The 22,395-nt window shown below is 68.4% G+C and carries 24 protein-coding genes; 2 read left to right on the plus strand and 22 right to left on the minus strand.

Annotated features, from left to right (window positions below; translation table 11 throughout):
* Positions 1–67: 67 nt before the first annotated feature.
* The 10 genes from VZL07_RS23635 to VZL07_RS23680 form a co-directional block, all read right to left on the minus strand.
* Positions 68–874: an SMI1/KNR4 family protein gene (locus tag VZL07_RS23635; RefSeq protein ID WP_426749871.1), complete on the minus strand. Its 807-nt coding sequence runs from the start codon at positions 872–874 to the stop codon at positions 68–70.
* Positions 865–2,169, minus strand: coding sequence for a DUF4150 domain-containing protein (locus tag VZL07_RS23640; protein WP_426749872.1), 1,305 nt, complete (start codon positions 2,167–2,169; stop codon positions 865–867). The genes VZL07_RS23635 and VZL07_RS23640 overlap by 10 nt, the downstream gene beginning before the upstream one ends.
* Entirely contained in the window at positions 2,166–3,215 is a 1,050-nt protein-coding gene (locus VZL07_RS23645; protein ID WP_426749873.1) for a 3-oxoacyl-ACP synthase, read from the minus strand. The genes VZL07_RS23640 and VZL07_RS23645 overlap by 4 nt, the downstream gene beginning before the upstream one ends.
* The gene (locus tag VZL07_RS23650) at positions 3,212–4,234 is read right to left on the minus strand and encodes a DUF2169 family type VI secretion system accessory protein (protein ID WP_426749874.1); all 1,023 of its coding nucleotides are present in this window, start codon (positions 4,232–4,234) and stop codon (positions 3,212–3,214) included. The genes VZL07_RS23645 and VZL07_RS23650 overlap by 4 nt, the downstream gene beginning before the upstream one ends.
* A gap of 6 nt (positions 4,235–4,240) precedes the next feature.
* Positions 4,241–5,530: a TIGR02270 family protein gene (locus VZL07_RS23655; protein ID WP_426749875.1), complete on the minus strand. Its 1,290-nt coding sequence runs from the start codon at positions 5,528–5,530 to the stop codon at positions 4,241–4,243.
* 853 nt (positions 5,531–6,383) lie between these two features.
* Positions 6,384–6,614: a hypothetical protein gene (locus VZL07_RS23660; protein WP_426757359.1), complete on the minus strand. Its 231-nt coding sequence runs from the start codon at positions 6,612–6,614 to the stop codon at positions 6,384–6,386.
* A 5-nt stretch (positions 6,615–6,619) separates the two neighbouring features.
* Positions 6,620–7,012, minus strand: a complete 393-nt coding sequence (locus VZL07_RS23665; RefSeq protein WP_426749876.1) for a gamma-glutamylcyclotransferase family protein — start codon at positions 7,010–7,012, stop codon at positions 6,620–6,622.
* Positions 7,009–7,449, minus strand: a complete 441-nt coding sequence (locus VZL07_RS23670) for a gamma-glutamylcyclotransferase family protein (protein ID WP_426749877.1) — start codon at positions 7,447–7,449, stop codon at positions 7,009–7,011. The genes VZL07_RS23665 and VZL07_RS23670 overlap by 4 nt, the downstream gene beginning before the upstream one ends.
* Before the next feature lie 545 nt (positions 7,450–7,994).
* Entirely contained in the window at positions 7,995–8,969 is a 975-nt protein-coding gene (locus tag VZL07_RS23675; protein ID WP_426749878.1) for an amidoligase family protein, read from the minus strand.
* A 368-nt stretch (positions 8,970–9,337) separates the two neighbouring features.
* On the minus strand, positions 9,338–9,649 hold the full coding sequence (locus tag VZL07_RS23680) for a hypothetical protein (protein ID WP_426749879.1): 312 nt from the start codon (positions 9,647–9,649) through the stop codon (positions 9,338–9,340).
* Between the two features lie 889 nt (positions 9,650–10,538).
* Here VZL07_RS23680 and VZL07_RS23685 point away from each other — a divergent pair.
* On the plus strand, positions 10,539–10,913 hold the full coding sequence (locus tag VZL07_RS23685) for a hypothetical protein (RefSeq protein ID WP_426749880.1): 375 nt from the start codon (positions 10,539–10,541) through the stop codon (positions 10,911–10,913).
* A gap of 233 nt (positions 10,914–11,146) precedes the next feature.
* Here the strand turns inward: VZL07_RS23685 and VZL07_RS23690 are convergent, their stop codons facing one another.
* The 10 genes from VZL07_RS23690 to VZL07_RS23735 form a co-directional block, all read right to left on the minus strand.
* Complete coding sequence (locus VZL07_RS23690; protein ID WP_426749881.1) at positions 11,147–11,767, minus strand: DUF2924 domain-containing protein; 621 nt, start codon at positions 11,765–11,767, stop codon at positions 11,147–11,149.
* Between the two features lie 114 nt (positions 11,768–11,881).
* Complete coding sequence (locus VZL07_RS23695; protein ID WP_426749882.1) at positions 11,882–12,106, minus strand: DUF6900 domain-containing protein; 225 nt, start codon at positions 12,104–12,106, stop codon at positions 11,882–11,884.
* 70 nt (positions 12,107–12,176) lie between these two features.
* Positions 12,177–12,473 carry a hypothetical protein gene (locus tag VZL07_RS23700; RefSeq protein WP_426749883.1) on the minus strand — a complete coding sequence of 99 codons (297 nt, stop codon included), beginning with the start codon at positions 12,471–12,473 and terminating at the stop codon, positions 12,177–12,179.
* 142 nt (positions 12,474–12,615) lie between these two features.
* Positions 12,616–13,053 (minus strand): hypothetical protein, encoded by a 438-nt coding sequence (locus VZL07_RS23705; RefSeq protein WP_426749884.1) that lies wholly within the window; start codon positions 13,051–13,053, stop codon positions 12,616–12,618.
* An 8-nt stretch (positions 13,054–13,061) separates the two neighbouring features.
* Positions 13,062–14,972, minus strand: a complete 1,911-nt coding sequence (locus VZL07_RS23710) for a hypothetical protein (RefSeq protein WP_426749885.1) — start codon at positions 14,970–14,972, stop codon at positions 13,062–13,064.
* A 64-nt stretch (positions 14,973–15,036) separates the two neighbouring features.
* Positions 15,037–16,374 (minus strand): phage tail protein, encoded by a 1,338-nt coding sequence (locus tag VZL07_RS23715; protein WP_426749886.1) that lies wholly within the window; start codon positions 16,372–16,374, stop codon positions 15,037–15,039.
* A gap of 9 nt (positions 16,375–16,383) precedes the next feature.
* Positions 16,384–16,779, minus strand: coding sequence for a hypothetical protein (locus tag VZL07_RS23720; RefSeq protein WP_426749887.1), 396 nt, complete (start codon positions 16,777–16,779; stop codon positions 16,384–16,386).
* A 4-nt stretch (positions 16,780–16,783) separates the two neighbouring features.
* Positions 16,784–17,479, minus strand: coding sequence for a hypothetical protein (locus VZL07_RS23725; protein ID WP_426749888.1), 696 nt, complete (start codon positions 17,477–17,479; stop codon positions 16,784–16,786).
* Between the two features lie 7 nt (positions 17,480–17,486).
* A complete protein-coding gene (locus VZL07_RS23730) occupies positions 17,487–18,002 on the minus strand; it encodes a hypothetical protein (RefSeq protein WP_426749890.1) in 516 nt (171 codons plus the stop codon).
* A 1-nt stretch (position 18,003) separates the two neighbouring features.
* A complete protein-coding gene (locus VZL07_RS23735) occupies positions 18,004–19,533 on the minus strand; it encodes a baseplate J/gp47 family protein (RefSeq protein WP_426757361.1) in 1,530 nt (509 codons plus the stop codon).
* A gap of 1,275 nt (positions 19,534–20,808) precedes the next feature.
* Here VZL07_RS23735 and VZL07_RS23740 point away from each other — a divergent pair.
* On the plus strand, positions 20,809–21,273 hold the full coding sequence (locus VZL07_RS23740; RefSeq protein WP_426749891.1) for a hypothetical protein: 465 nt from the start codon (positions 20,809–20,811) through the stop codon (positions 21,271–21,273).
* 49 nt (positions 21,274–21,322) lie between these two features.
* Here the strand turns inward: VZL07_RS23740 and VZL07_RS23745 are convergent, their stop codons facing one another.
* Positions 21,323–21,709, minus strand: coding sequence for a GPW/gp25 family protein (locus tag VZL07_RS23745; RefSeq protein ID WP_426749893.1), 387 nt, complete (start codon positions 21,707–21,709; stop codon positions 21,323–21,325).
* A 10-nt stretch (positions 21,710–21,719) separates the two neighbouring features.
* Positions 21,720–22,394 carry a hypothetical protein gene (locus VZL07_RS23750; RefSeq protein ID WP_426749895.1) on the minus strand — a complete coding sequence of 225 codons (675 nt, stop codon included), beginning with the start codon at positions 22,392–22,394 and terminating at the stop codon, positions 21,720–21,722.
* Position 22,395 lies beyond the last annotated feature (1 nt).

Raw genomic sequence — 22,395 nt, forward strand, 5'->3', positions numbered from 1 at the left:
GCAGCATTTCCTCTGCCCGCGATGAGGCGTTGAAGAGGTGCTGAACGCCATGTGGATGGTGGTCGCGTCAACCACCGCTCAACTCCTCCTCATGGTCGCTGATGACTTCCTCCAGAACCCGCTGCTGTGTCTCGTCACGCGAACGCAACTCAATACTCGTACTTGGAATGAGCGTCGAAGGCGCACTGATAAGGACGACCGCGCTGCGCTCTGGATGCTCCAGGGGCACCACCGCCGGCGATGCCCCGAGCTCCGTAAGTGAGAATCCTAGTTGTGTGAAGAACGCGTAGGCCTTGGCCGGCGCCTCGGGATTTGAGCCAAGGTCGTAGGATGTCGTTCTCTTTCGCGGGTCGGCTTCCAGGCAGACTCTGGATACGATTACCGCTCGGAGAAGGTCGGAGAAGGTCGGGAAGGGCTGCTCTGCCTCTGCTTTGCCACTTATCAAGTGCCGCTCGTGGATGCGGATAATCGCTGCGTCGCGTCCGTCAGCTGTTCGGTGGGAGAGGTCGAAGAAGTCATCGGGATGGCGGCCATTGTAGTCATCCTCGCCGATGGCGAACTTGAGGTAGCGGCGCGAATCGGGCCGTTCTCGCTGGGGCTCCTGGCGCTCCTCGAGCAGCGTCGAAATCGAAGTCGTGCCCCACATCAACCGCAAGCCGCCAGTCGATGCGCCCATCGTCGCAAGGAACTCGCGATAAACTGGGGGCAGCGTGTCGAGCCCTCCGTGAGGCTGGGCCAGTGCCGCAATCTGGTCGGCCGTAGCTGGTTCGAAGCCGTGCGTGCTCCCTGGCTTCCATCGCTCCATAAACGTGAGCATGCCCGCCACCGAGAGGGGGGGCGGGGCCTTGAGGAGTTCCGACCAGGTCATCCGCATGTCTGCACCTCGATATCGCACCGGGCCATGTAAAGCGTGTCCTGACATGAGCGACATGAAGGCACGGTGGTCTCCTTCTTGCGTTTCATGTCACGACGCTCCTCGATGTTCTCTCCGCCCTCGCCACTTAAGAGAGAAGCTACGCTGGGAGGAGTCCAAGTTCCCTCGGATGGAGCGAATTTGTTGGGGCCGCGATATAGCACATTGAAGGTCAGCGCTCGCCTGCCGCCTGTGAACGAGAAGTAGAGTTCCGTCATCGAGTGAGCGACATGGCCGCTCTTCCCGATGAGTTTGGCGCCTGCGCAAGTCCCTGGGCGGTTGGAATAGCCAGTCTCTCCTCTTGCGACCCTCATCGTCGTGTCGTTCCACTGCTTGGTCATTTTCTGGGTAGCCGCGGTGTCTCCGGCGGCACATCGTGGATTCAGGGCCTTGAAGCTCTCCAGCGTGGCCGAATCCTTGATGACCGTGCAGCCGTAACTTGCGGCGATGGTTTCGAACGCGGGCGGCACCTCATTCCCCGACACCGCGGCGAACTTCTTGCCGGTGAGGCACACCATGACTCCAAACATGTACCCGGTGGAGTCTTCTCGGCGATGGCCCTCGAGTTCATCGCGCGTCCGCTCCAGTGACTGGATGGTCGCCCGTCGCTCCTCCAACGTCGCCTGTTTGGGGGGGACAGGTTGGCGTCCAAGGCGCTCGAGCTCAGCCACCTTCATGGCGATTTCCTGGTTGACCCTGACCCATGCGTCCTCGCGCGCCTTGAGGTCCTTGAGAATCTTGTTGGCGACATCCAGGCTGCCTTCGAGGAGCTCGGGCACTGCGTGGCTCTCCGCATCCTTCTGGCAGATGCTGCACACCCCTTCGAAGTCGTCCCCGTAGGCGAAGCCAGTTCCCGCCCGGCCATTCGACATGAAAGCGGTGTTGAAGGAGTTGCCGTTGTGGAGGGTGACGTCGAGGTAGCGCACGACGCCCTTGCCCTCAATCTTCACGTCCACGCTGCCGCTGCCCCAGGCCAGCTTCCCTTTGAATTTGGAGGAGATGAGGCCGCCCGCCGTCCCCGGCTCGTCGCCCGAGCTGACGCTCAGCTCGGAGTCCGTCAGCGCCACCGGGTGGCCGTTGATGGTGACGCTCTTGCTACCCTTGGTGAGCATAGAGTCCTGGGCGGAGTTGACGAAGGGAGTGGGCACCGGCCCGCCCGGTGTCGGCACCTTGCAGACGTCGGGGGCCGCCGATGTATGCGTGTTGCCGCTCCCCTTGTGAATGATTGAGCGGCCGTTGGCGTAGACTTTGCTCATGCCTTCTCCTTAGCACTTCGAATCATTTCCACGACGCAGGCGCCGATGCGCCCGCTGTCGGAACTGCCATAGACGAGCGTCCTGCGCGCGCCAGCCTGGCGCCAGCGCGCTCGGTGCAGGGCCACGCCCAGCATGACGGGGCCCGCGCCGGCCCCCGCGTCCCCCAGTCCTTCCCCCGCGACGAGGACGCGCAGGGGCTCGGGCATGAGGGCGGCGTTGCGCAGGTAGGAGCGGGAGAATTCGGTGGCCCAGAAGGCGTCACCGGGTTGGCAGGCCAGGACTGCGTCTACGCATCGCCCGCCCGTTGCTGAGTCCCGCCTCAGGGCATGGAGGGCTTCCGTCAGCCCCTCGGCCAGGCTGGGGCGGCTCTGCGCGAAGGGCCTCGGCTCCACGGCGAGCGAGGTGCCCAGCAGGACGCCGAAGGACTCCAGCTTCAGGGGCTTGAGGGCGCTCGGCCGCGCCAGGGCGACGAAGCCCGCCGCCTCGCCTGGAATACGCCCGTCCGGATTCGGGCGCCCCAGGTGCAGCCGCGCGCCCACGTGCGCCTCCAAGGAAGCGCTGTCGGCCAGCGAGTCCACCGCGCCCACCAGGGCCAGCGCTCCCGCGCGTCCGGAGTGCAAGTCCTTCTGGGCCGAGGCCAGGGCCTCGAAGAAGGCGGCCCGCCCAGCCGCGTGCACCTGCACGACGTCCAGGCGCCCTTCCGTCTGGGCCAGCAGCGCCGCCACCAGCGCCTCCTGCTCCACCTGGGGCCCCAGCCCCGCCTCAGGTAGCCCGAGGTACAGCGGCACCCGCCCCGGAGGGAGTGCGTCCATTAGCGGCCGTACGCCGGTGAGGGCCTGCCGGGCCAGCGCCACCATTCTCTCTGTGCGGGAGAGGGAGGCGTCGAGGAGACTCAGCCGGGAGGCCCGGACGGGCTCGGCCACCGCGTCCAGCACCTCAGTTTCCGCGAAGCGCACGAGGCCCGCGCGCAGCGAGGCCAGCGTCATGTGTGCCGAGGTGCCCACCGGCGTGCACAGGCCCAGGCCCACCACCTGCACTGCACTCATGGCGTGTCCTCCCCGGGCAGCAGCAGCCGCACGGTGCTTACCTCATGCGTGGCGAGCTGCCGGTGCGCCGGAAACGTCGCTCGCCAGGTGAGGACGAGTCGGCCCTCGTCCGGCTCCAGCAGCACCGTGTCCAGCACCATGCGCTTCTTCACCCGCCGCCCCGCGAAGGTGCAGCGGGCCAGGAGTCGGTGAGAGGGGAGGCGGAATGCGAGCGGCCCGTCAGGAGAGACACCTTCCAGCACCACCGGCTCTCCGCCCTGCAGGTGAGTCGGAGCTCGCAGGCCGTCAGGGGCGACGTGGAAGAATCGCTCGTCGAAGTCCCGGGGCCAGAGGGGAGCGCGCTTCTCCACCCAGGCCGCGTCGTACGTCCCCGCCCAGCCCAGGCGCGGCTGCCAGTGCCTTGCCACCGGGCCGAAGCTGCAGGGAGGGGGCCTGTCCGCCCAGCCGCGCACGAGGGCCTCGGGCGCCTCAATGGAGGGGAGGGGCTTCTCCAGCGCCTCCTTCGCGCTGGTGTAGAAGCCCCGGCCCACGGGGTTGCGCGCCTCATGGCCCGAGGCCGTGGTGCCGCCGAATGCGTACTCGTAGCGCAGCGGCACGGACTCGAAGGGCAGGGCGTCCGAGGCACTCAGCCCCATGAGGCCGCGGTACCACACGCGAGTGCCGAAGACAGTGGCCCGCTTCTCCAGTGCGCCCACCCGCACCGCAACCTGCGTGCGCGTCACCTTGCGGCCCCTCGGCGCCCAGGCCTGGCCGTGTAGCAGCACGTCGGTGCCGGGCCGCGTATAGGCCGACTGCGTCTCGTAGCGCAGGCTCGACTTCTCCGGCTCGCCCCAATACGTGTCCGTGGTGACGGGCTTCGGCTGCTCCTCGCATACCGCCAGCGGCGCGTCCGAGGCACGCCCCGCCGGGGGGAGGACGAAGCTGCCGGCGACGACGAGGACGAGGCACTCCTCGCCCTCCTTCGTCAGCGAGAGGAAGTCGGTGGCCGCGAAGGGCGTGAAGTTCTCCAGGGCGGGCATGGGGTATCAGCGGAGGGTTGCAGCCAGGGGTGTTCTCTTCAGGCGGGCGCAGGCGCCACGGGCCTGGGCCAAGGCTTCGCGTTGGCGCCAGGTGAAGGCGCGGGTGGGGATGACGTGCTGTCCGCCGGTGCGAATCGCCAACTCTCGTGCCAGCACGTGCCGGCGGCGCATGGGGCTGGACTCCAGCGCCTCCAGCAGCACCGGGCCGCTGAAGGGCTGCCCCAGGAGGTAGCGCGTGCCCTTCACGAAGCGCGTCTGGTTTTGTGCCCACCAGTCCTTCACGGCGGCCACCTCGGGCCAGGGCAGGTCGTCCTCGGGGCGGGGCGTCAAGTCGGCGTCGAGGCTCTCCTCCTCTTCCAGTGGTACCGGTGCCCCCTCGGGCGTCTCTCCCGGTGGTAGGGCGAAGGCGCCCTCCAGGCGCAGGCCCGTCATGGCGGAGAAGGCCTCTCCCGCCAGCCGTGCCACCTCGGGCACCGCGAGGTACTTCACACAGGACTCCATGGCCGCCACCCGGCCGCTGAAGCCCAGGGCCCAGAGGGCGTCTGCACGGAGTTCCGCGGAACCGAGCAGGTCCACCAGCAGGGCGGCCTCCGCCTCGTCACCGCCCAAGGCCAACAGCACCATGGCTTCCCGGGCATGCGCGCGGGGCGCTTGCACGTCCTTGCGGCAGGCCTCCCAGGCCATGCGCACGCCAGAGGCCAGTCCCGCCTCCATGGCCGCCGCGCGAGTGCCGGGGTGCGCCGAGTCGAGCAGCGCGGGCAAGTGTCTGCGCACCAACTCCTCGGGCAGCGAATGCGCCCCGCGCAGGGCGGCGACTCGCGCCCGCGGCTCCTCATGGGTGAAGAAGCGCGCCAGCACCTCCATGGGGGCTTCCTGGCGGACGGCCAGCGCCTCCAGCACCCCGGCCTGCAGGGCCATGTCTTCCAACTTCAGCAACTCCAGCAGGCGCGTGCCCAGTCCAGGGGCCTCACTCACCTCCACCGCCCGGAGAATGGCGGCACGGGCCGGCGCTCCTGCCCCTCGCAGCCGCACCAGCACCTCGTCCACTTCGCCCAGCCCCAGCAGGGCATGGGCCGCGGCCGAAATGCGTGGCGCCTCCTCCGAGTCGAAGGCTGGGCGCACCACCATGTCCAGGGCGTCCGTGTCCTCCAGCCCTTCCAGGTACGCCAGCAGCCGCTCCTCGCGCTCCGCTGTCTCCACCAGCGTGAAGTCGGGCGCCTCCAGGGCCCTCTCCCACTGCAGCCAGCGAAACTCGGCCTCGTCCAGGTATTCCTCCAGCACGTCTACCAACACCATGGTGCCCTCACCCCTCTCTGGACTGTGGCGAAGCGTAGCTGCAAGGGCTGACATGAAGGTGCAAAGGACTCCATGCCTCGTCGGCTGTTGGCGTGTGAGAACCATTGCTTGAAATGTCGTGGCAGTCGCAATCGCTAACTGGAGAACGCGCGGACGAGGCCGCGCGTTCTAAACCCGGAGAGGCAACTCGCTGTCAGCCTGTGGATAGAGTCCGGCTGATTGAGACCACGCCCTTCAATGGCCTCGCCCTCCGGGGCAATTCAATCCACGGACCACCGTCGCCAGGGACGCACGCTGCGTGGGCGGCGACGTCTGCCGGCCTGGACAGGGGAGTGCGAGGCGGCGGACGCGGGCACCAGTTCCCCGCTCCGCGTGTCTCGAGCGAAGAGGCGTCCGTAAGGTGCGGCATGCCCCCTGCTTTCCACCCTCGGCCATGAGCATGAAGAAGCGGCGGGCGCTCGCGGAGCGCCTGGGGCGGGCAGAGGTGGAGCTGCAGCGGGCGCACGCGAGGTTGGACGGGAGTCCCGAATCGCGGACGCGGCTTGCCGAGGCGAAAGCCGAGTACCGACTGGCGGAAGCCGCGGCGTTGCAGATGTTGGGCGCCCGTGAAGCCTTGGTGTTGGTGGAGGCGCGAGGGGCCGGTGAGGGCCCTCTTCGCGCCACGGTGGGCCTCCTGGCTGAGAGCCACGTCGCTGCACACGGTGGCCAGGTGGCTGATGCGTGGCGAGGCACGCGCCGCAAGCGACGGGCGCGGCCTGCGTCCGCTGAGCGATTCCTTCGAAGCGGAGCCGCTACGGCGAGCGGCTGAAGCCGTCCTTCGCCGTATGGGAGAGCGCGCCTGGCGGGCGCGCCCTCACCCCTTCGTTGCCAGGCCCTCGCGCAGCATCTCATTGACGAGGGACGCGGCCTTCTCCTCGTCGGTTGCGCCTTGCACGCGCAGCGCGACGGACTCGAAGCGCTGGGCATTGGCCACCACCCAGTCGATGTACTCGGGCAGCGAGAGGCGCTCCACGCCGAAGGCGACGTCCTGCATTCCCTTCACGATTTGGACGGCCGTGCCCTGGAAGACACGCCCGTCGCGCATGACGATTACCATTGCTTCCTCTCCTTCAGGTGTCGACGCCAGCAACCGGACTCGATGATGGGGCGGCCAGAGAGCCGCTCCTTGGGAAACAGGTATGCCTCGACGCGGCCGACGTCGTCGAGGGTAATGGGCGTGCGTCGGTAGAAGCGCGGGTGGCTCTCGAGCCTGTCGAGCGCCGCCAGCATCGGCGCGTCGACTTCGTACACCTCGCCCTCGACGGCGTGCTTGCCCCTGGAGGCGAGGGCGGGGAAGGGCCCGTAGTCGTAGAGGGTGAAGCGGGGCCGCGTCCGCGCCGGGCCGATGAGGCGTGCGCCGCGCAGGAGGCGGTGGTTGGGCTCGCCGGACAGCAGCGTCCCGTAGACGAAGACGCGCGTGGCTGCGGTGGAAGCGCGCTTCATGCCGCACCTCCCAGGGCGTCCGCGAGCACGGCGCGGTTGAAGCCCAGGCGTCCGTAGGCGTGCCAGAGGACGCGGAAGTAGCGGACAGCGGGCGGCCAGGCCTCGAGGCTCGACTCGGGCTGCAGGTACACCAGCGCGCGGCGGCGGCGGCCGGCCCTGTCCGTCACCAGCCGGGTGGCGCGCCGGTACGCGAAGGGGTGCCCCTCGAAGCCGTCGAGGGCGCGCAAGTCCTCCGGGGTGAGGCGGTAAAGCAGCCCCTCGACGTGGGCGCCGCGCACACGCTGGAGGCTGGCGACGGCGCCGCCCCAGCGGTGGCTGAATCCGCCAAACACCAGGGTGTGGCCGGGAAGGATGGCCCGGGCCTCGACGGTGGCGCCGGGGCAGCGCGTGCGCATCTGGGCCCTGTCGAGGTTGGAGCCGTAGGCGAAGTAGAGCATGTGGATTCTCCGGTGGAGGGCGGGCGCGCGGCCCGCCGGTGTCATTGCCAGTCAGGGCGCCCGCTGGGCCCTGGTACAGTGCATCTGTGGTGGCGGCGTACTGGGGAGGGCGCGTCGTCCCGCGCGGCGGGGCGACCTCTCGTTGCTGACGCGGGAGGCGTCGCGCCTCTCGTTGAAGAGGGCCGCCCTCGCCTGAGCCCGGGCGCGCCGGTGTGCGAGCCGGGTGCCGCGGACGTGGACCTCCCGAGAAAGACGTCCGCAGTAGCTTTTTGTGGGGTACCTGCCGTGCGATGGGCAGCAGCCCCATCGGCAGTTGCTCCGGTCCTTCCGGGTGATTCCGTATGCTTTCATTGCAGCGTTTCTTGTGTTGGCGAGGGCGCTCGCCCTTTGCGAAAGACATACACGCTCTGGTTCGGCATTGAAGCAAGCGCTGTTTGAGGAGGCGCGAGGGGCGCGGGAGGGGCGGGCCCGGCATCCCTCTTGGGGAGCCCCCTGGCGCGAGCGCAGGCGGGCGCCAGGGCTCCGTGGCGCCCGCGAAATCCCCGTCACGCGGCGGCCAAGGCTTCGGTGGGCGCTCCGCCCTGCGTGGCCCCAGCGCCGCCCTGCGCGCCCTGCGGGCCCTCGCTGCCGGGCGAGCCGTCCTCGCCCCCGCCCGAGCCGCGCCGGTCGCGGCGCTGGCCCTTCCAGGCCGCGCTGCCCTCCAACTTCTTGAGGAGGTGGAGGCGGGCCGTCTTGAATTCCTCGCCGATGAGGCCGAGGTGGAGGAGGAACACCCGGAAGTCATACTTGGCGGTGGCGGGGTTGAAGTCGCGGCGCTTGCTGGAGGCTGCCTTCGAGGCCAGGGCCCGGGCGGCGAGGGCCAACACCAGCTGGACGTAGGCCTTCACTTCGCCGGCGTGTACCGTGCCGTTGAAGTACCGGAATTCAATCGTGCCCCGGAAGAAGAGGCTGTTTAAGTTGAGGCCGTGGTAGCGGCTGGAGTCGTAGCGGCTGGGCATGCTGTTGCGGCGCCCGTACCAAGCCTCATTCACCTCCTGCAGGGTGCGCGGGCGCCGGGCCTCCAGCCGCTGGAGGAAGGCCCCGTCGATGGGCCGGCAGTACCGGGCCAGCCGCGCCGCGCTCACCCCGAGGGCCGTCTCCAGGAGGCGCTCCTGCTTGTGCACCATTTTGACGAGGTTGGTGACGCCCTTCGCGTCGAAGCGGCTGCCGTCGACGTGGATGTGGATTCCGGTGGAGGCGTCGGCGCGGGCGCCGGCCTCGCGGGCGGCGCGCACCACCTGCTGTAAGGCTTCCATGTCCTGGTAGGTGAGGATGGGGGAGACGATTTCGCCGCTGTAATCGCCCCCGCTCAGCGAGGCGTCCGCCACCACCTTCCAGGCGCGGCCCTGGGCGTCCGTTACCTGCATGCCCCGGTAGTCGCCGGAAACGTGCCCGCCCACCGCGCTCTGAATCGCGTGGGCCAGCTTCTGGCGGCTGGCGCCAACCGTCTCAATCTCAATTCCAAACCGGAGCGTCTTCATGGGATTTGCCTCTCGCATTCGCGCGGGGCTGTGGCGCCCGTCGCGAAACACATACACGCTCTTGTGTGCGAATGAAGCAAGTCCACTTCGGTGTCTGGCTTGGTGGATTCTGGTGTCTGGGGGTAGTCGCGAGAATTCGCGAGGTTGCGCGGCGGCCGTCTGTGAGACGGGCGAGGCGAGCTTGCCTGGGCTGGGGGGGCAGCCGGCGGAATTCCAGTGTGTGTGATTGTCTCGGCGGCATGTTGCCAGGGGGCGACATATCCCGGACCGGATTCCTCCACTCCGCCCGCAGGCTCAACCGGAGGAGCCTCCCATCGGAGCCGGGCTGCTGGCGGGCGCGCGGCGCCTGCCGAGGGGCTCAGGAGGGCTCATCCCACGAGGCTTTTGAGCATCGTCATCGCGCGCTCGGCTTCGTCCGGAGTGCCCTCTGCAAGCTCCACGTGCACGATGCCCCCGGAGTAGATGAGGAGGTCTGGGAGTAGCTCGATGCGTACGTTCCAGCGCGCGCTCTCTCTCTCCGGGGTTGCCATCTCAACGTCGGCGTAGAGGCGATGGAGCGCGGCGTTCAGCGTGCGCTGGCGCATGCCCTTCGGGAAGCGCGCCTCGATGTAGGGCTGGGGAATTCCGTAGCGCGCGGTGCGCTGCCCTACCATCGTCATCTGCTGGCTCGTTGCGGCCATTATTGTCCTACCGCGGGGTTCACCCCGAAGGATTGGAGGGCCCTGCAGTTGGCGACGAAACGAGGCACGGAGGTGTGCGGGATGCGCTTGGCTCTGAGGTGTGGATGGAGAACGTCCTCGGAATCCTCCACCATCGCTGCATCCTTGTCCTCTTGAGGTGATGTTGTATTCACCCTCTGTGTAAGGGGGCGCCTCGAATGGTCCTGCCCTAAACAAGAACATTCGCCAAGGCCCTGGCTGGGCCAGAGGTGCTTGATGCTGAGCTTCCGATGGCCTACTAATACCTCGACACAGTGAATTCCGAGCGGTTTCGGACGGCTCCGTCCTCCTCGGCGCGGGCCCAAGGCCAACCGGTCAAAATCTCTGCGTAGAGCTACTAGAAGAAAATTACCCGCCGAATCTCCCACGACGGGAAGCGCCCGAAAAACGGCAGTGGGCTCACAATGCCACTTCAGAAATGCGCTGCATCTATAGCTACCACTCACCGCACATCTGAGGAACTTGCACGTGGCTCCTTCATCATGCGACATGACACACGCTCTCCGCTGTCATGCCGACGTGCACGCGCTGATACAAGCAGCCCTCGATGAGGGCCTTGCGCAACTCGCTGATTCGGATGCTCCGCGTGAGCGCCAAGCAACCATACTGCTCATCTGGCTGGTGGCCCGCCTGAAGGGCGCCCATGACCTTGCCGCCGCAGCCGGCCTCTGGTCGGCAATCCAGCAGACGGGCTCGGTGGTGTGCTGCGGCGTTCGACTCCGCTTTAACGCGGATGGGCCGGCCCCCCCCATCTCGGTGGAGCCAGGTCATGAGACGCGCTAGGCGCCTACGGTTGCGCGCCTTACCACCAGGAGTGCCGCTAACGCTGCGAGTCGTCCTGGCGCTTGGGGTGACGAGCGACGAACTGATGCCCGTCCTCATTCTTGCAGCTCGCCATCCAGACAGGCTGCGGGTGGGTATTACGGAAAGCCTGTCTTTAGCGGAGCGCTGGCTGCTGGTTATCACGCTGGTTGCCGCGCTGCTGGTGGCGCCGCCGCTACTGGTGGTATCCGTCATCACCCGAGTTCCGGCTTTCGCTATAGGCGCCGCGGGAAGCGTGGCCCTTCCCGGCCTCGCGTTTTTCGTGGCCTACCCATGGAGGCTGCGCGGCGTCATCATCCGCCGGGCCTTCGCCACTCAAGCCGGGGCGCAGGCAATGCCCGACACGACATTGATGGGCAGCGTCCTCTCCGATGTCATCCGGGAGCCGGCGCCTCGTCGTTGAAGGCCTTTGGGCGCTTGCCCCACCTGATTGCCTCCCGGCAAGAAGGAGGAGGGCCACATTGCGCTGCAGTGAGGAGGTGCCCTGCGGAAAGGTGACTTCGACTTCGGGCCGCAACTCGGCGCCGCAGTCGGGGAGGGCCAGCTTCACTTCCACGCGGGCTCCCGAGAGCGCCTTGCGAAGCGCCACCGACACGAGGATGTCGGCGGCTTGTTCCTTTGTCGCCATGCTGGGCCTTACTCCTCCGTCTTCGGAGCGAAGTGCTCGGCGGCCTGGGTGGCGCCCATGGCCGTGAGTTCCCGGTGCACCGCGCGCATGAAGAAGCGGGTCCGACTCGGCAGGCCCGCGTCGCGCCAGGCCTTGTCCAGGGCGTCCAGGGCCTCTGCGTCGAAGGAGAGAGGGATGACGCGCTTGCCGTCCTCGCGCACCTTCACCTCGCGCTCGGGACGCGGGCCTACGTTGATTCGTCCAGCCTCCGCCTCCCGAATCTTCCACTGGAGGTAGTCGGCGTTGCTGCTGCCCGTCGGGCGCCCGACGACTTCGCGGTACTTCTCCTGCAACTGCTGCAGCGACATGCCCGCGAAGCGCCCGCGCTGGCGAGCGGGCTGCGTGCCCTCGGTCGAGGTGGTGGCCGGTGCGGCAGGGGCCGGAGGAGGGGCGCTGGGGGTGATGGCCGCCGCCCGGCGCGTGGGGCTGCGCCGCTTCTTGGCGGCGAGGGCCTCCTCGATGCGGCGGATGAGGTGCGTCTTGTTGGGGCTGCGCGTCTCCTCGCCCACCACTTCGCGGAAGCGGGCGCGCAGCTCCGTCAGGTTCATGGACTCCAGCTTCTTCGTCTTCGGGGCGGTGGTGCGGGGCATGGTGGTGTTTTCCTTTCCGGGCCGTGGGTACACGTCTGCCATTCACAAGGGCGGCCCGGCGGCCCTCATGCGCTGGCGCCCCGCTGGGCGGGGCGTGGGTGGTGAGAGGAGGCGCTACTTGCTGCGGGTGTTGCTGGCGGCGCTCAGGCCGGCCTGATAGGCGGCTTCGAGAGCCTCCTTCAGGCGCCACACCGCCACGTCGTGAAAGTCGAGGCTGTCGCTGTTGCGTGTCTTCAAGGTTTCGATGTTGAGCGCTTCGCTTGCGATGCGTTCGAGGGTTGCCTCGGGCGCCCGGGCAGGCTTCGCGGTGCTGGCGGTGCGGGGCTTGCGGGGTGTCATTGTTTTATCCTCCTGGCGCCTCGGGCGGCGCGCGTGAGACATACGCGCTCTGTTTCGAGCGGATAGCAAGTCATTGTGCGCTGGGATTGCGCAGGTGCGCGAAGCACTCCAAATCGATGGCGCGCGGGTCGACATGCACGAAGGAGGTAGTGCCGTCCGGGCGAATGGGGGCCGCGTCAATGCGGTCCTCGGCCGTGACGCCCCCGAGGCGCGCCAGCTTCTCGTCCGTGTCCGCGTAGTAGTCGTCTGCGTCCGGGTCGGCGTCAGGGCGGGTGCCGCCGTGTAACACGGCGAAGATGCGGACCTTCTGCCCCTGGAGGCCGGGGATTTCGTTGCCGAGGTAGATGGTGTCAGTGCCGATAACCATAGGTGTCTCCTGGCGCGCAGTGGGCAGCGCGTGAAGACATACACGCTCTATCTTCGAGACATAGCAAGTCGAGGGGAGAGGGGTTCGGACCACCTCGGCGCATGGCGGGCGCGGGGGGGGGCATTTTGCTGGCAGTGTATGTCTATCGACTGGACTCCTCCGGGGCGCGGGGCTGTTTGTCGGGCGGCCCCGCGATTCGGAGGCCTTGGGGGAACCAGCGCTCTTGGGCCTCCTGCGACAGCGGACTCACCAGCACCTTGCTGGCGCCGCCCCCCTTGGGCTTGAGCGCCGTGTGCAGGCGCCCGCGCTGGACGAGCTCGGCATGGAGGTGGCCGACGAGGAGCCGGTGCAGGTGCCCGAAGCTGCCAGGCGCGGGATGCTCCGACTCCCCCTCGTCCGCGCGGATGAGGAACTCGGTGGAGCGGCAGGCGGGGCAGGGCGGGAGCTGGACGAGGCCGTCGTCCACGTCCTCCCGGCGGGCGACGCCCACCTCCAGAGAGTCGAGGGCGAGGCGATTGCCGCTGCCGCACCGGGCGCAGCGCTGCAGCACGTCTTCGGCGGTGACTTCGTGAATGGCCATGGGCGTCCTCACGCGACAGCGGTGTACGAGCCGTACCAGTACGTCGCGGCGAGGGGCTGGAGGCTTTGGTGGCTGTAGAAGGCGAAGCCGTCTCTGTCCGGCACCATGACGGTGGGGTTGCCGACGAAGCTGCCGCTGGTGGCGTAGGGTGTGAGGGTGATGGAGGAGGGCGCGGTGGGGAAGCGGCTGCGGAACGTCACCGAGCCGCCGCTGGCGAGGTTGTCGTGCGCGGCCGTGTCGCTGTTGCAGTACTGGAGGCCGAGCCTGCCCACTTCGCGCACGCTGCCCGCCACCTCGAAGGAGGTGTTGCTGGCGGTGCTGCTCAGGGGGAGTCGCAACGTGCGCGTCCAGGAGGTGAAGGTGGCGCCAGTGCTGGCGTCGTGGAGGAACTCCGCCTCATTACGCGAGAGGCGAAAGCCGCCTGCTGCCGCCCCGGAGGTGTCCCGGGCCCAGGCACTGCCATTCCAGGCCGCGTTGAGGGTGAACCACACCGAGTCGTCGTCGGCGTAGAGGCGCAGGCGCGCGGCAGCGCCCCCCACGCCGAGGGCGTCGAGGAGGAGGACGCGGCCACTGCCCAGCCTGGGCTGGAGAATGGCCTTGTGCTGGCCTGCCGCCGTCTCGTTGCTCCGGTAGTGCCCGTTGCTGAAGGCCCCGAGGATTTCAGCGAGGGCGGCTTCGACGGTGCCAGCCCCCAGCAGGTTGCCCGTGTCCGCGACGGAGACGGCGGAGGCCGCGTGGGCTGCGGCGGCCTGGGTGACGTGCCCATTGAGGAAGCCCAGCAGCGCGGCCACCTGCTGCCGCAGGCTGCCGGCGGCGAGGGAGTGGGGCGTCCCGGCCAGCGCTTCTCCTCCAACGCGAGACGCACCGGGGCTTCCGGCCGTCGTCTCCCCCAGGCGGGTGACGACTTCCTGCAGCTGCGCCTGGACGCTGGTGCCGTTGACGTAGCTGTGCGGCGAAGCGCTGATGGCGCTGGCGTGGTGTGCCCCGGTGGCCGCGCCCTGGTGGGCATTGACGAAGCCCAGCAGAGAGGAGAGCTGGGTGTCCACGGTGCCCGCCGGCAGGAGGTTTGGCGTGCCGGGCACTGCGTCCGCGCCCACGCGGGAGGCGCCCGGTGTTCCCGCGGCGGTCGAGGAGAGCTTGTCGACGACTTCGTCCACGGCCGTCTGCACGGTGGTGGCGTCAACGAAGCCATGGGGCGCGTAGTCCACGGCACTGGCCGCGTGCCTCCGGGCATCGCCGGAGAAGTGCCCGGCCAGCTCGGCGTCCACCTCGTCCAGCGTCGCCTGCACCGTCGCGGAGCTGGGGCTGAGGATGTCCCAGGTGCCACTCTCCACGGCGACGGAGGTGCCCCGGGCGAAGATGAAGGCCTGGCGGCGGGAGGTGTCCAAGTCCGCGGCGAGAATCTGCGTCTGCCCGGGGCGGCGCCGCACGTCACACAGCAGCAGCTCGTCGGGCTGGAGGGCGGGCTTGGGCGCCTGGCCGACGGGGCCCTCCGGCGCCTGGCGCACCACCAACTCGAAGGACTCGTCGCGGCGGAAGTACACCTGCTGGGAGTTGCCGTCCGTGCGCGGCTCAGAAAGCAGGCGGGTGAAGCGCAGGAAGATGCCCAGCCACCTCTCGCTGCCCGAGGTGGAGACGTCGGTGGGGATGCCCGACAAGTCCACCGCGCAGTCCACCGTCTGCCCGGTGCCGAAGAAGATGCGCTGGCCGAGGTTGTCGTAGGCGCGGCCCGGGGCCGTCAAGTCAACGGAGAGGTTGGGGACGGGGGAGTGCGGCGCGGGTACGGCCCCGGAGATGACGCCGTGGACGCCCAAGTCGGAGGCGAGGTTTCTGTCCGCCTGCTCCAACTGCGCGAAGGCCAAGTCCAGCTCGGCCTCCGTCACGCGCTGCCTGAAGAAAAAATCCAGCCGGTTGCTCATGCCTGCGCCCTCCAGAGGAAGGCAAAGGCATGGCGCGAGAAATCGGGGACATGCCGGGCGAACGTCAGTGGAGTGTCGTCGTCTCGCCCAGCTCGCTGAGTCCCAGCTCCCAGTGCTCCGGGAGAATGGGCGGCAGGGGCTCCACCAGGTCGACGAAGTGGGTGTGCGCGGGCTTGAGGTACTCGACGAGGGTGCGCAGGCGCTGGCGCTCCGGGGGCGAGAGAAGACGCTCCACCTCGACGTTGAAGGCGTAGCGAGCGAAACGCTCCGAGGGGCCCAGCACCCAGTCCTCCCCCAACTCGGACTCACCCAGCACGAGGGTGTCCGAGGCGAAGGGAGAGATGGCCCTCACCTCAATGCCGAGGAAGAAGCGGATGGCGTTGCGCAGGCCCAGCGCGGTGCCCTTTTGGCGGTACATGTCCACGAGGATGGCGGCCAGGCGGCGCCGGGCGAGGACGTCCAGCTCGAAGGCGAAGGGGTTGCCCAAATCCTGGAGGATGGCGTCCAGGAAGGACTCCGGCGCGCGCTCCAAGTCGAAGACGTCGGGGAAGGCGTCCAAGTCCGCGAGAAGCAGGTCCGTCACCTCCTGGAGGCAGGAGATGAAGCGGTGCAAATCTCCCGTCACGTCGTCGCGGCGGTTGTGGCCCGGCAGCATGTCCCAGAGCTGGAAGTGCCGGGAGGGCGGCCGGGCCGGCCGGAAGCCCGCGAAGGTGGCGCGGTGGTAGGGGGCGAGCACCAGGTTGCCGCGAGTGTCCGTCACGCCCTCCACGAGCACCTCGTACCCCACGTCCGGCGTCAGCTCCGTGTCGAGGGCGAGGTGAACGAGGGGGCCATCCGCCGCGGCGCCAACGGAGGCCACCGGGACTGCGGGCGCGCCGCGAGCCGTGAAGGCGAAGCGCGCGGAGGGTGGCACCCGCACGTCCTCGTCGAAGGCCAGGCGCACCGACTTCGCTGCCAGGGCCTGCGCACCCACGAGACGGGGCGCTGTCCTGTCCTCCACGGTGAAGGTGTACGTCTCGTCGAGGAGGTGCGCGCCTCCAGCAGTGGCCGAGACGACGCGGACGGAGACGGTGGCCTGGCTGACCAGCGGCACGGCTGGATGGAGCACCACACGCAGGGTGTCCGCCGTTTGCGTCACCTTCGCCCGAGGCCCAGTGAAGGCGGGTTGCACCTCGACGTCAGCCCCGCCTTCGAAGGCGAGGAAGCCGTCCACCCAGACGCGCGTGGCCGCCCGGGCAATGCCGTCCACGCCGACATCCGCCAGCTCCAGCTCCAGCGCGGCATCGATGGGGACGGCCGCCTCCCCAGGGCCTGGAGCGCGGTTGAGGAGGAGGGGCCGGCGCGTCTCGGCGAAGAGGGAGACGGTGTCGACGTAGAGGGCGGGCAGCTCAACCGTGGCCATGGGGCTTCCTCAAGGGGAGACGAGCTCCAGGCGGACGCCCACTGTGTGGACACCGAAGAGCTTCGAGACGTTGGCGGCCATGTCCGTGACTATGCGCTCGCGGCCGGGGCGCACCAGAGTGCGGGCGTGCTTCACCCCGTCGACGACGAGGGACGCTTCCCAGGCCAGGCCCGCCGGAGCGCCTGCCGGCACACGGAGGCGCAAGGCGGTGCGGACTAGGTCCACGCCGGTGACGTCCACGGCTTGCGTCACCTCGGCGAAGTCCCCGGGGGCCAGCTCGAAGCGGCGTCCCGGTTCCTCGTCTCCGAGGACGAAGAGGTACTCGCCCGAGGCAGGCGTGGCCCGCTCGGGCCGAATGCGGCCCTGTCCCAGGCCCAGGCGACTGGTGAAGGCGGTGAGGGCCATGGCTTCACACCTGCCGGGAGAGCTCGAGCGAGTCGAAGTAGGCCCGGCGCGTGACGTCCTTCACCGCGAAGCCGAAGCCGCTTCGGCCAGAGGTGAGGGGTTGGCTGCCGGAGTTGATGCCCAGGGCGTCGTCGATGAAGTCGGCCATGCCTGGTACCGGCTGCCAGTCGGGAGGCGTGCGGAGCGGGTGCGCGGCCAAGTCGTTGTGGAAGGCCTTGAGGACGACGTCGCCGTTGGCGTTGACGATGACGTCCAGCCGCAGGTGCAGCCAGGTGCCCTGGGTGAAGCTGGCCGAGGATTTCAGGAGGACGCCGGGGCCGTCCGCGTCGGGAAGCCCGGTGGCCACCGCGCCCTTGCGGAGCACCACCCGGTGCGGCTCATCGTCGGAGAGACCCAGGAGGTAGGCGGAGTCGTTGACGGAGGTGCCCTGGCCGCAGAGGAAGAGGAAGGGGGAGAAGCCGGTGGGGCCGCCACCAGGCCCGCGCTGGATGCAGCCGCGGATGCTGCCGCCCTTGGCCATGGGGGCGAAGTCCGGCAGGTTGGCGAAGAGGGCAACGGCGCCCTGGGCGGCCGACAACGAGTTGAAGGCGAAGAGGAAGTTGCCGCCCCCCGGGGGACGGGCAATGCCCGCCGTCACGCCCCTGTCCACGGTGGCGATGTCGAGTCCTTGATTGAGGTAGCTCCAGTCTGCGAGTGCCATGGTGTCCTCACTGCGTGGTGACCAGAGGCCACCCGGTGTCGAAGTCCTCGGTGGGCTGCGTGGTGTTGAAGAGGGCCCCGCGCGCCGTCACGTCCTCCCAGCGCCAGGCGAACGCCTCGTGGTCGAATTCCTCCCGTGGCGAGTCCTTGAAGAGGCTCTCCACGGAAGCTGCGTCCGCCCAGTCCGTGAGGAAGGGGCCCTGGCCCCACGTCTCGACGACGTCCCCTTCAAAGCGGTGCGGGACGAGCTGCGCGGGCGGAAGCTCGAAGAGGAAGCCGTCGTTGTCCCAGTCCCGGGAGAAGGACTCGAAGCCCTCACGCTGGCCGGAGAAGAAGGCGAGGGCCTCAGGGACGTCGGAGAGGGCGGCGCGCCACACGTACCAGCGCTCGAAGTCCTCGCAGGACTCCTCCGGCACACCGAAGCCCGCCAGCGCTTCGAGGCGCGTTACCGCCGTTAGCGTCCAGTGAGCAGCTTCGCCGGGCCAGGCGCCCGCGTCCTCGAAGCTGGGGTTGAGGAGGGCCATGTCAGAGCATCCCTCCGGTGTCGCCGTCCTGCAGGGTGACGCTGCCCAGCACCGGCAGCTCCCGCACCGTCAGCTTCACATCCGCAGGCAGGCCGTTGAGTGTCAGGTCCATTCGCGCGTCGCCCAGTTTCCGGACGCCGGGCACGTCGCGGATGACGTTGAACACGTCCGACCAGGCCACCTCTCCGGCCGGGAAGCCCTGGGTGTCCTTGAGGTTGAAGCCGAAGTCGATGCGCGGGTTGGGCGTGCCGTCCGGCTCGCTGATGCGGAAGTGGGCGGTGAGCGCCTGGCGGACGCGTGCGGCGACGTCCTGGGCCGAAGCGCCCTGGCGCAGGAAGAGGCGGGCGGAGACGTCCACGCGCCGGTACACCGGCTCCTGGACGCTCACCTGGAAGGTGAGGGTGCAGGGGTAGACTTCGGTGACTTGCCGCAGCACCTGGGCCTTGAGCGCTGGCGTGGGCGCCCCGCCGCCTTGGGGCACCACGTAGAGGATGCCGGCATTCTCACCGATGGTGGCGTCCTCGTTGGACGTCAGCATGAGGGCGCGGGCCACACCGGGCAGGCGCCGGGCGTTGATTTCGAAGTCCTCGCGGGAGACGGTGCGCGTCAGGGCCCGGAGACTCTCGGGGGCGAGCAGCTTGGCCGAGGCCACCGTCTGCCTGTCCGCGCCACCCGAGGCGGGGGCGGGGTTGTGGACGGACACCTGCACCGCGTGGCCATGGGCATCCCGGAAGCTGCCCTCCAGCACGACGAGGCGGCCCGCGTCCACGTTGCCGGCCGCGCCGCCACCCGTCTTGTACACCACCGCCACGGTGCCAGCGGGCGGCAGGCCGTTGGTGCCGGTGCCGAAGCGGACGGTGGCCTTGTCCCCCTGGTCGACGCTGACGAGGAAGTGAGCGTCGGAGGCGCGGGAGTTGAGAAAGGTGTCCACCTCGCGGAAGGCGCCCTGGGCGGTGGACACGCGGGCGGAGCCGTCGAGGTAAGGCGAGAAGTCCAGGTGCGCTTCGAAATCGGCGAGGCCGCGGGCGTCGAAGAGCTGGGTGTGCGTCTTCGAGTGCTCAGCCACCGCGAGGACGCGCGGCGGGTTGGCGCCGGCCGGAATGGTGGCGGGCGCCAGCAACTGGAAGCGGACGGCCTCCGTCACCTCCTGGGTGCGGACGACGGTGCCCGCGGGGAAGGTGACGGGGGCGGCGGGAGGCTGGGTCAGGCGCAGCTCCACCTCGGCCGTGGCCGCCTGGGCACCATGCAGCCGGTAGCCCAGCATGCGCGCCAGGGTGATGACGTTGCGGCGCTGGGTGGCGGTGGAGAGGCGCGATTCGCGGGCGAGGTTGTCCTGATAGAAGCCGAGGACGTCGCCGACGAAGGCGTACATCTCCAGCAGCAGGTTGCCGAAGCTGGCGACGTCGAGGTCCGTCCAGTCCGGGAAGACGCTCTTTACCAGCGCTACGAGGCGCGCGCGCAGGGCGTCGAAGTCGCGGTGGCTGTAGTCGGTGGACTCGGGAAGAAGTGGCACGTCAGCGAAGGCCTCCACCGGGAGACAAAGGCCTTCGGCCCACTTCTTTTCGGGGACATGGGGATGGCGATTCGAGTCGGGAGCCGCCACGCTACTCTTATGCGTGGCTCCAGCACTTCAGTACCTATCCCGATTCGATAAAGTCCCGTAAGTCAGCAGCTTGCTGTCGCTCTACACCTGCGAACAGGCGGAGGATACGTCGTGGACATAAAGCCGAATGGCACAATCCACTTCAAGCACGTTTATGCGACGGACATGGAAGACTGGGGCGTTCTAGCCTTCCCAAGGGCTCAGGATGCAGCCGAGGCAGGTCGCCGCTATCGCAATGGCGATCCGGTCCTTCTAGCCATTCCTCTCAAGCCCGTGGAAATCGCAGGCCCGGTCCCCGCTGAGGTATGTGGCCGGGTATTTGCTGTTTGTACTCTGGCGGTGCTCGCGAATGCCTCCACACGTGAGATCGCAAACCCGGAGATGGTCCGCCAGTATCCAGATGTGGTCGAGCGGTGGGGCACTGCGCTCCCCATTCGGAGACTCTGGCGGCTGCACAACCCTCGGCCGTACCACGAGTTCGGGCAGGAACTCGTCGAAGCGGCTCGGACACGAAGAGGCCAGTTGATTCAGTTGGCAGCCCCTGCCCCTGCTGCGGAGGTCCGACAATGGCTTGGGGCGGCCCGGTGCGACGAAGCAAAGTTGAGCCACTCAAGCAGGGTCAAGGCGCTCCTCGCTCGCTTGAGCCAAGCCTCGTAAGTCAGTCCATCTGGATGAGGTATCTGCCCCTCTGATTGCGGTTTCTCGACCTACCTGAAGGAGGGAATGCTCCCATCGAGAGTAGGATGGGGTGCAGCAACTGGCGTGCGAATTCCCTTCGACGTGAGGAGGCCTTCCAGCATGGATGCAGCGTGGTTCTGCCCGACTTTCGACTTCCGACGCCATACACCTGACGAGGTGCTGCTTCGGGGAACCCGCCTCCTGATTGACAACATCGGCGCCAAGCACGTCGACCATTGCTTCTGCGGACGGTGCGGCGTGCCGGTTTACAGGTCGCCTACCGACGGGGCTCGAACACTCGGTGGACGTGTAGCGCGCCTGTCGCACTACCCTGGCTACGAGCGCGTTCCATGTACTGAGCGTCCATCGAAAGCCAACGCTACGTCGCGCGGGGCCACTCCACTCGGACGCCCGTCCTTTGTTTCCGGACCAGAAACGACGCTGGTACCAGTTTGGCTACCAGCTCGCGAAGCGCCGCGCGGAGTGGGAGGAGAGGCGAGCTCTACTCTTGAGCATGAACGCAAGATGGTCCGACCTCGCGTCGCGTCAGGGGTCGCACGCTCGCGCTCGAGCGCCCGGGTCAGCGTTCAGCAGATCGCGGACAATCTACCCGCTTTGCTCGACAATCCCTTCGCGACAGGTAGGCGACTGCGCGACTTCATTCGTCCAATTCATCTGATTGGCAGTGCCGATGATGGAAGCGATCCAATGCTGTGGTGGGGCCACTTACATAGCTTCAGTCCCGGCGGCGCGTATAACTGGCTCAACATTCGAACGCGTGACCGCTCCCCTGCAGCTTTCTGGGTCAAGCTCAGCGTCGTGCCGAAGTTCCGCCGCGAGTGGGAAGAGGAGGACCGAATCGTACTCGCCTTCGCGCCCTTCGTTAGGGAGACGAAGAACGGCCGTCTGAAGCTGCGCTGGGACATTCACGACAAGCGGCAGATCGCCCTCGTCCCTGAAGAGCACGAGTCGTGTTTGACGAGCCTGTAGCAGACCTCCAGCAAGAGCTTTAGGGGGACGCACGAGCGCTGCTCACGACTCAAAGTCCCCGCTGGAGGGGCACGTCAAAATCCGCTGCCGTGTCACCCTCGCGCACGCGCACACGAAGCGTCAGCATGGCTGCATCCTTCTCGACGCGGACCAGCACGAACTGGACGCCGGGCAGCCAGCGCGCGAGGGCATCACGGACGTACACGCGCGCCAGCTCCGCCAGCACCGTGTCGTTGCGCTGGTGGCGCAGCCGCGAGAGGCCCGCGCCGAAGCTGGTGCGCCAGGGCAGCTCGCCGGTGGAGTGGGGCGTGGCGCCTTCCGTCAGCAGCACCTGCCGCACCTTCGAGGCGAGCAGCTCGGGCCCGGTGCCGGAGGCGAAGTCCCGCTTCCTGTCTCTGCGGAAGGGGACGAGGAGACTCTGGGGCGCTCGACTCACGATGTCCTCCTCACGGGATGGGGATGGCCGCGCGCACCTGCTGCAGCGTGCGGACGATGGCGTCGAGGGGGGCAATTGCGTCTTCCAGCGCGCTCCCCTCGAGGCTGGAGAAGTCCGGCACCTGGGGGCCGCCCACCAGCCCCAGGAGGACGTTGAGGAGGGCCATGAGCTGGGAGAGGGCGGCCAGAGCCTTGCCGACGTTGGCGGCCTCCTGGGCGACGTTGGTCTCCGCGCAGCCGGCCACGGTTAGGAGGCCCGCGTCCCCAAGCTGGGCTGCGCGTTGCCGGGCCCGCGCCACACTCGACAGGCGCTGCTGCAGGTGGACGAGCTGGCTTCGCGCCTGGCCCAACTCGCCCAGGACGATGTCGATGACACCCACCACGGTGTAAGGCACCGAGAGCTGGGGGACGAGGCGGAGCAGCTTGGACACCTTCTCGGCCAGATTCGGCAGGGCTGCGGCGATGGCTGTCGGGTCCGGCGGCGGCCCCAGCGCGTCAGGTATCGCTTTCACGACGTCGACGAGTGCCAGCACGGTGCCGATGACGTCGAAAATAGGCATAAGCGGCGCGAGCGCCGGCTGGACGGCCTGCAGGAGCTGGTGGTGCTGCAGCGTGGCGCCGCCGGGCAGGGTGAGGGTGGGCGCCTCTGGCAGCGGGGGAATGTGGATGCAGATGGGCAGCGCCATG

It is taken from the genome of Pseudomyxococcus flavus, from assembly GCF_050038885.1.
Lineage (GTDB): Bacteria > Myxococcota > Myxococcia > Myxococcales > Myxococcaceae > Myxococcus > Myxococcus flavus.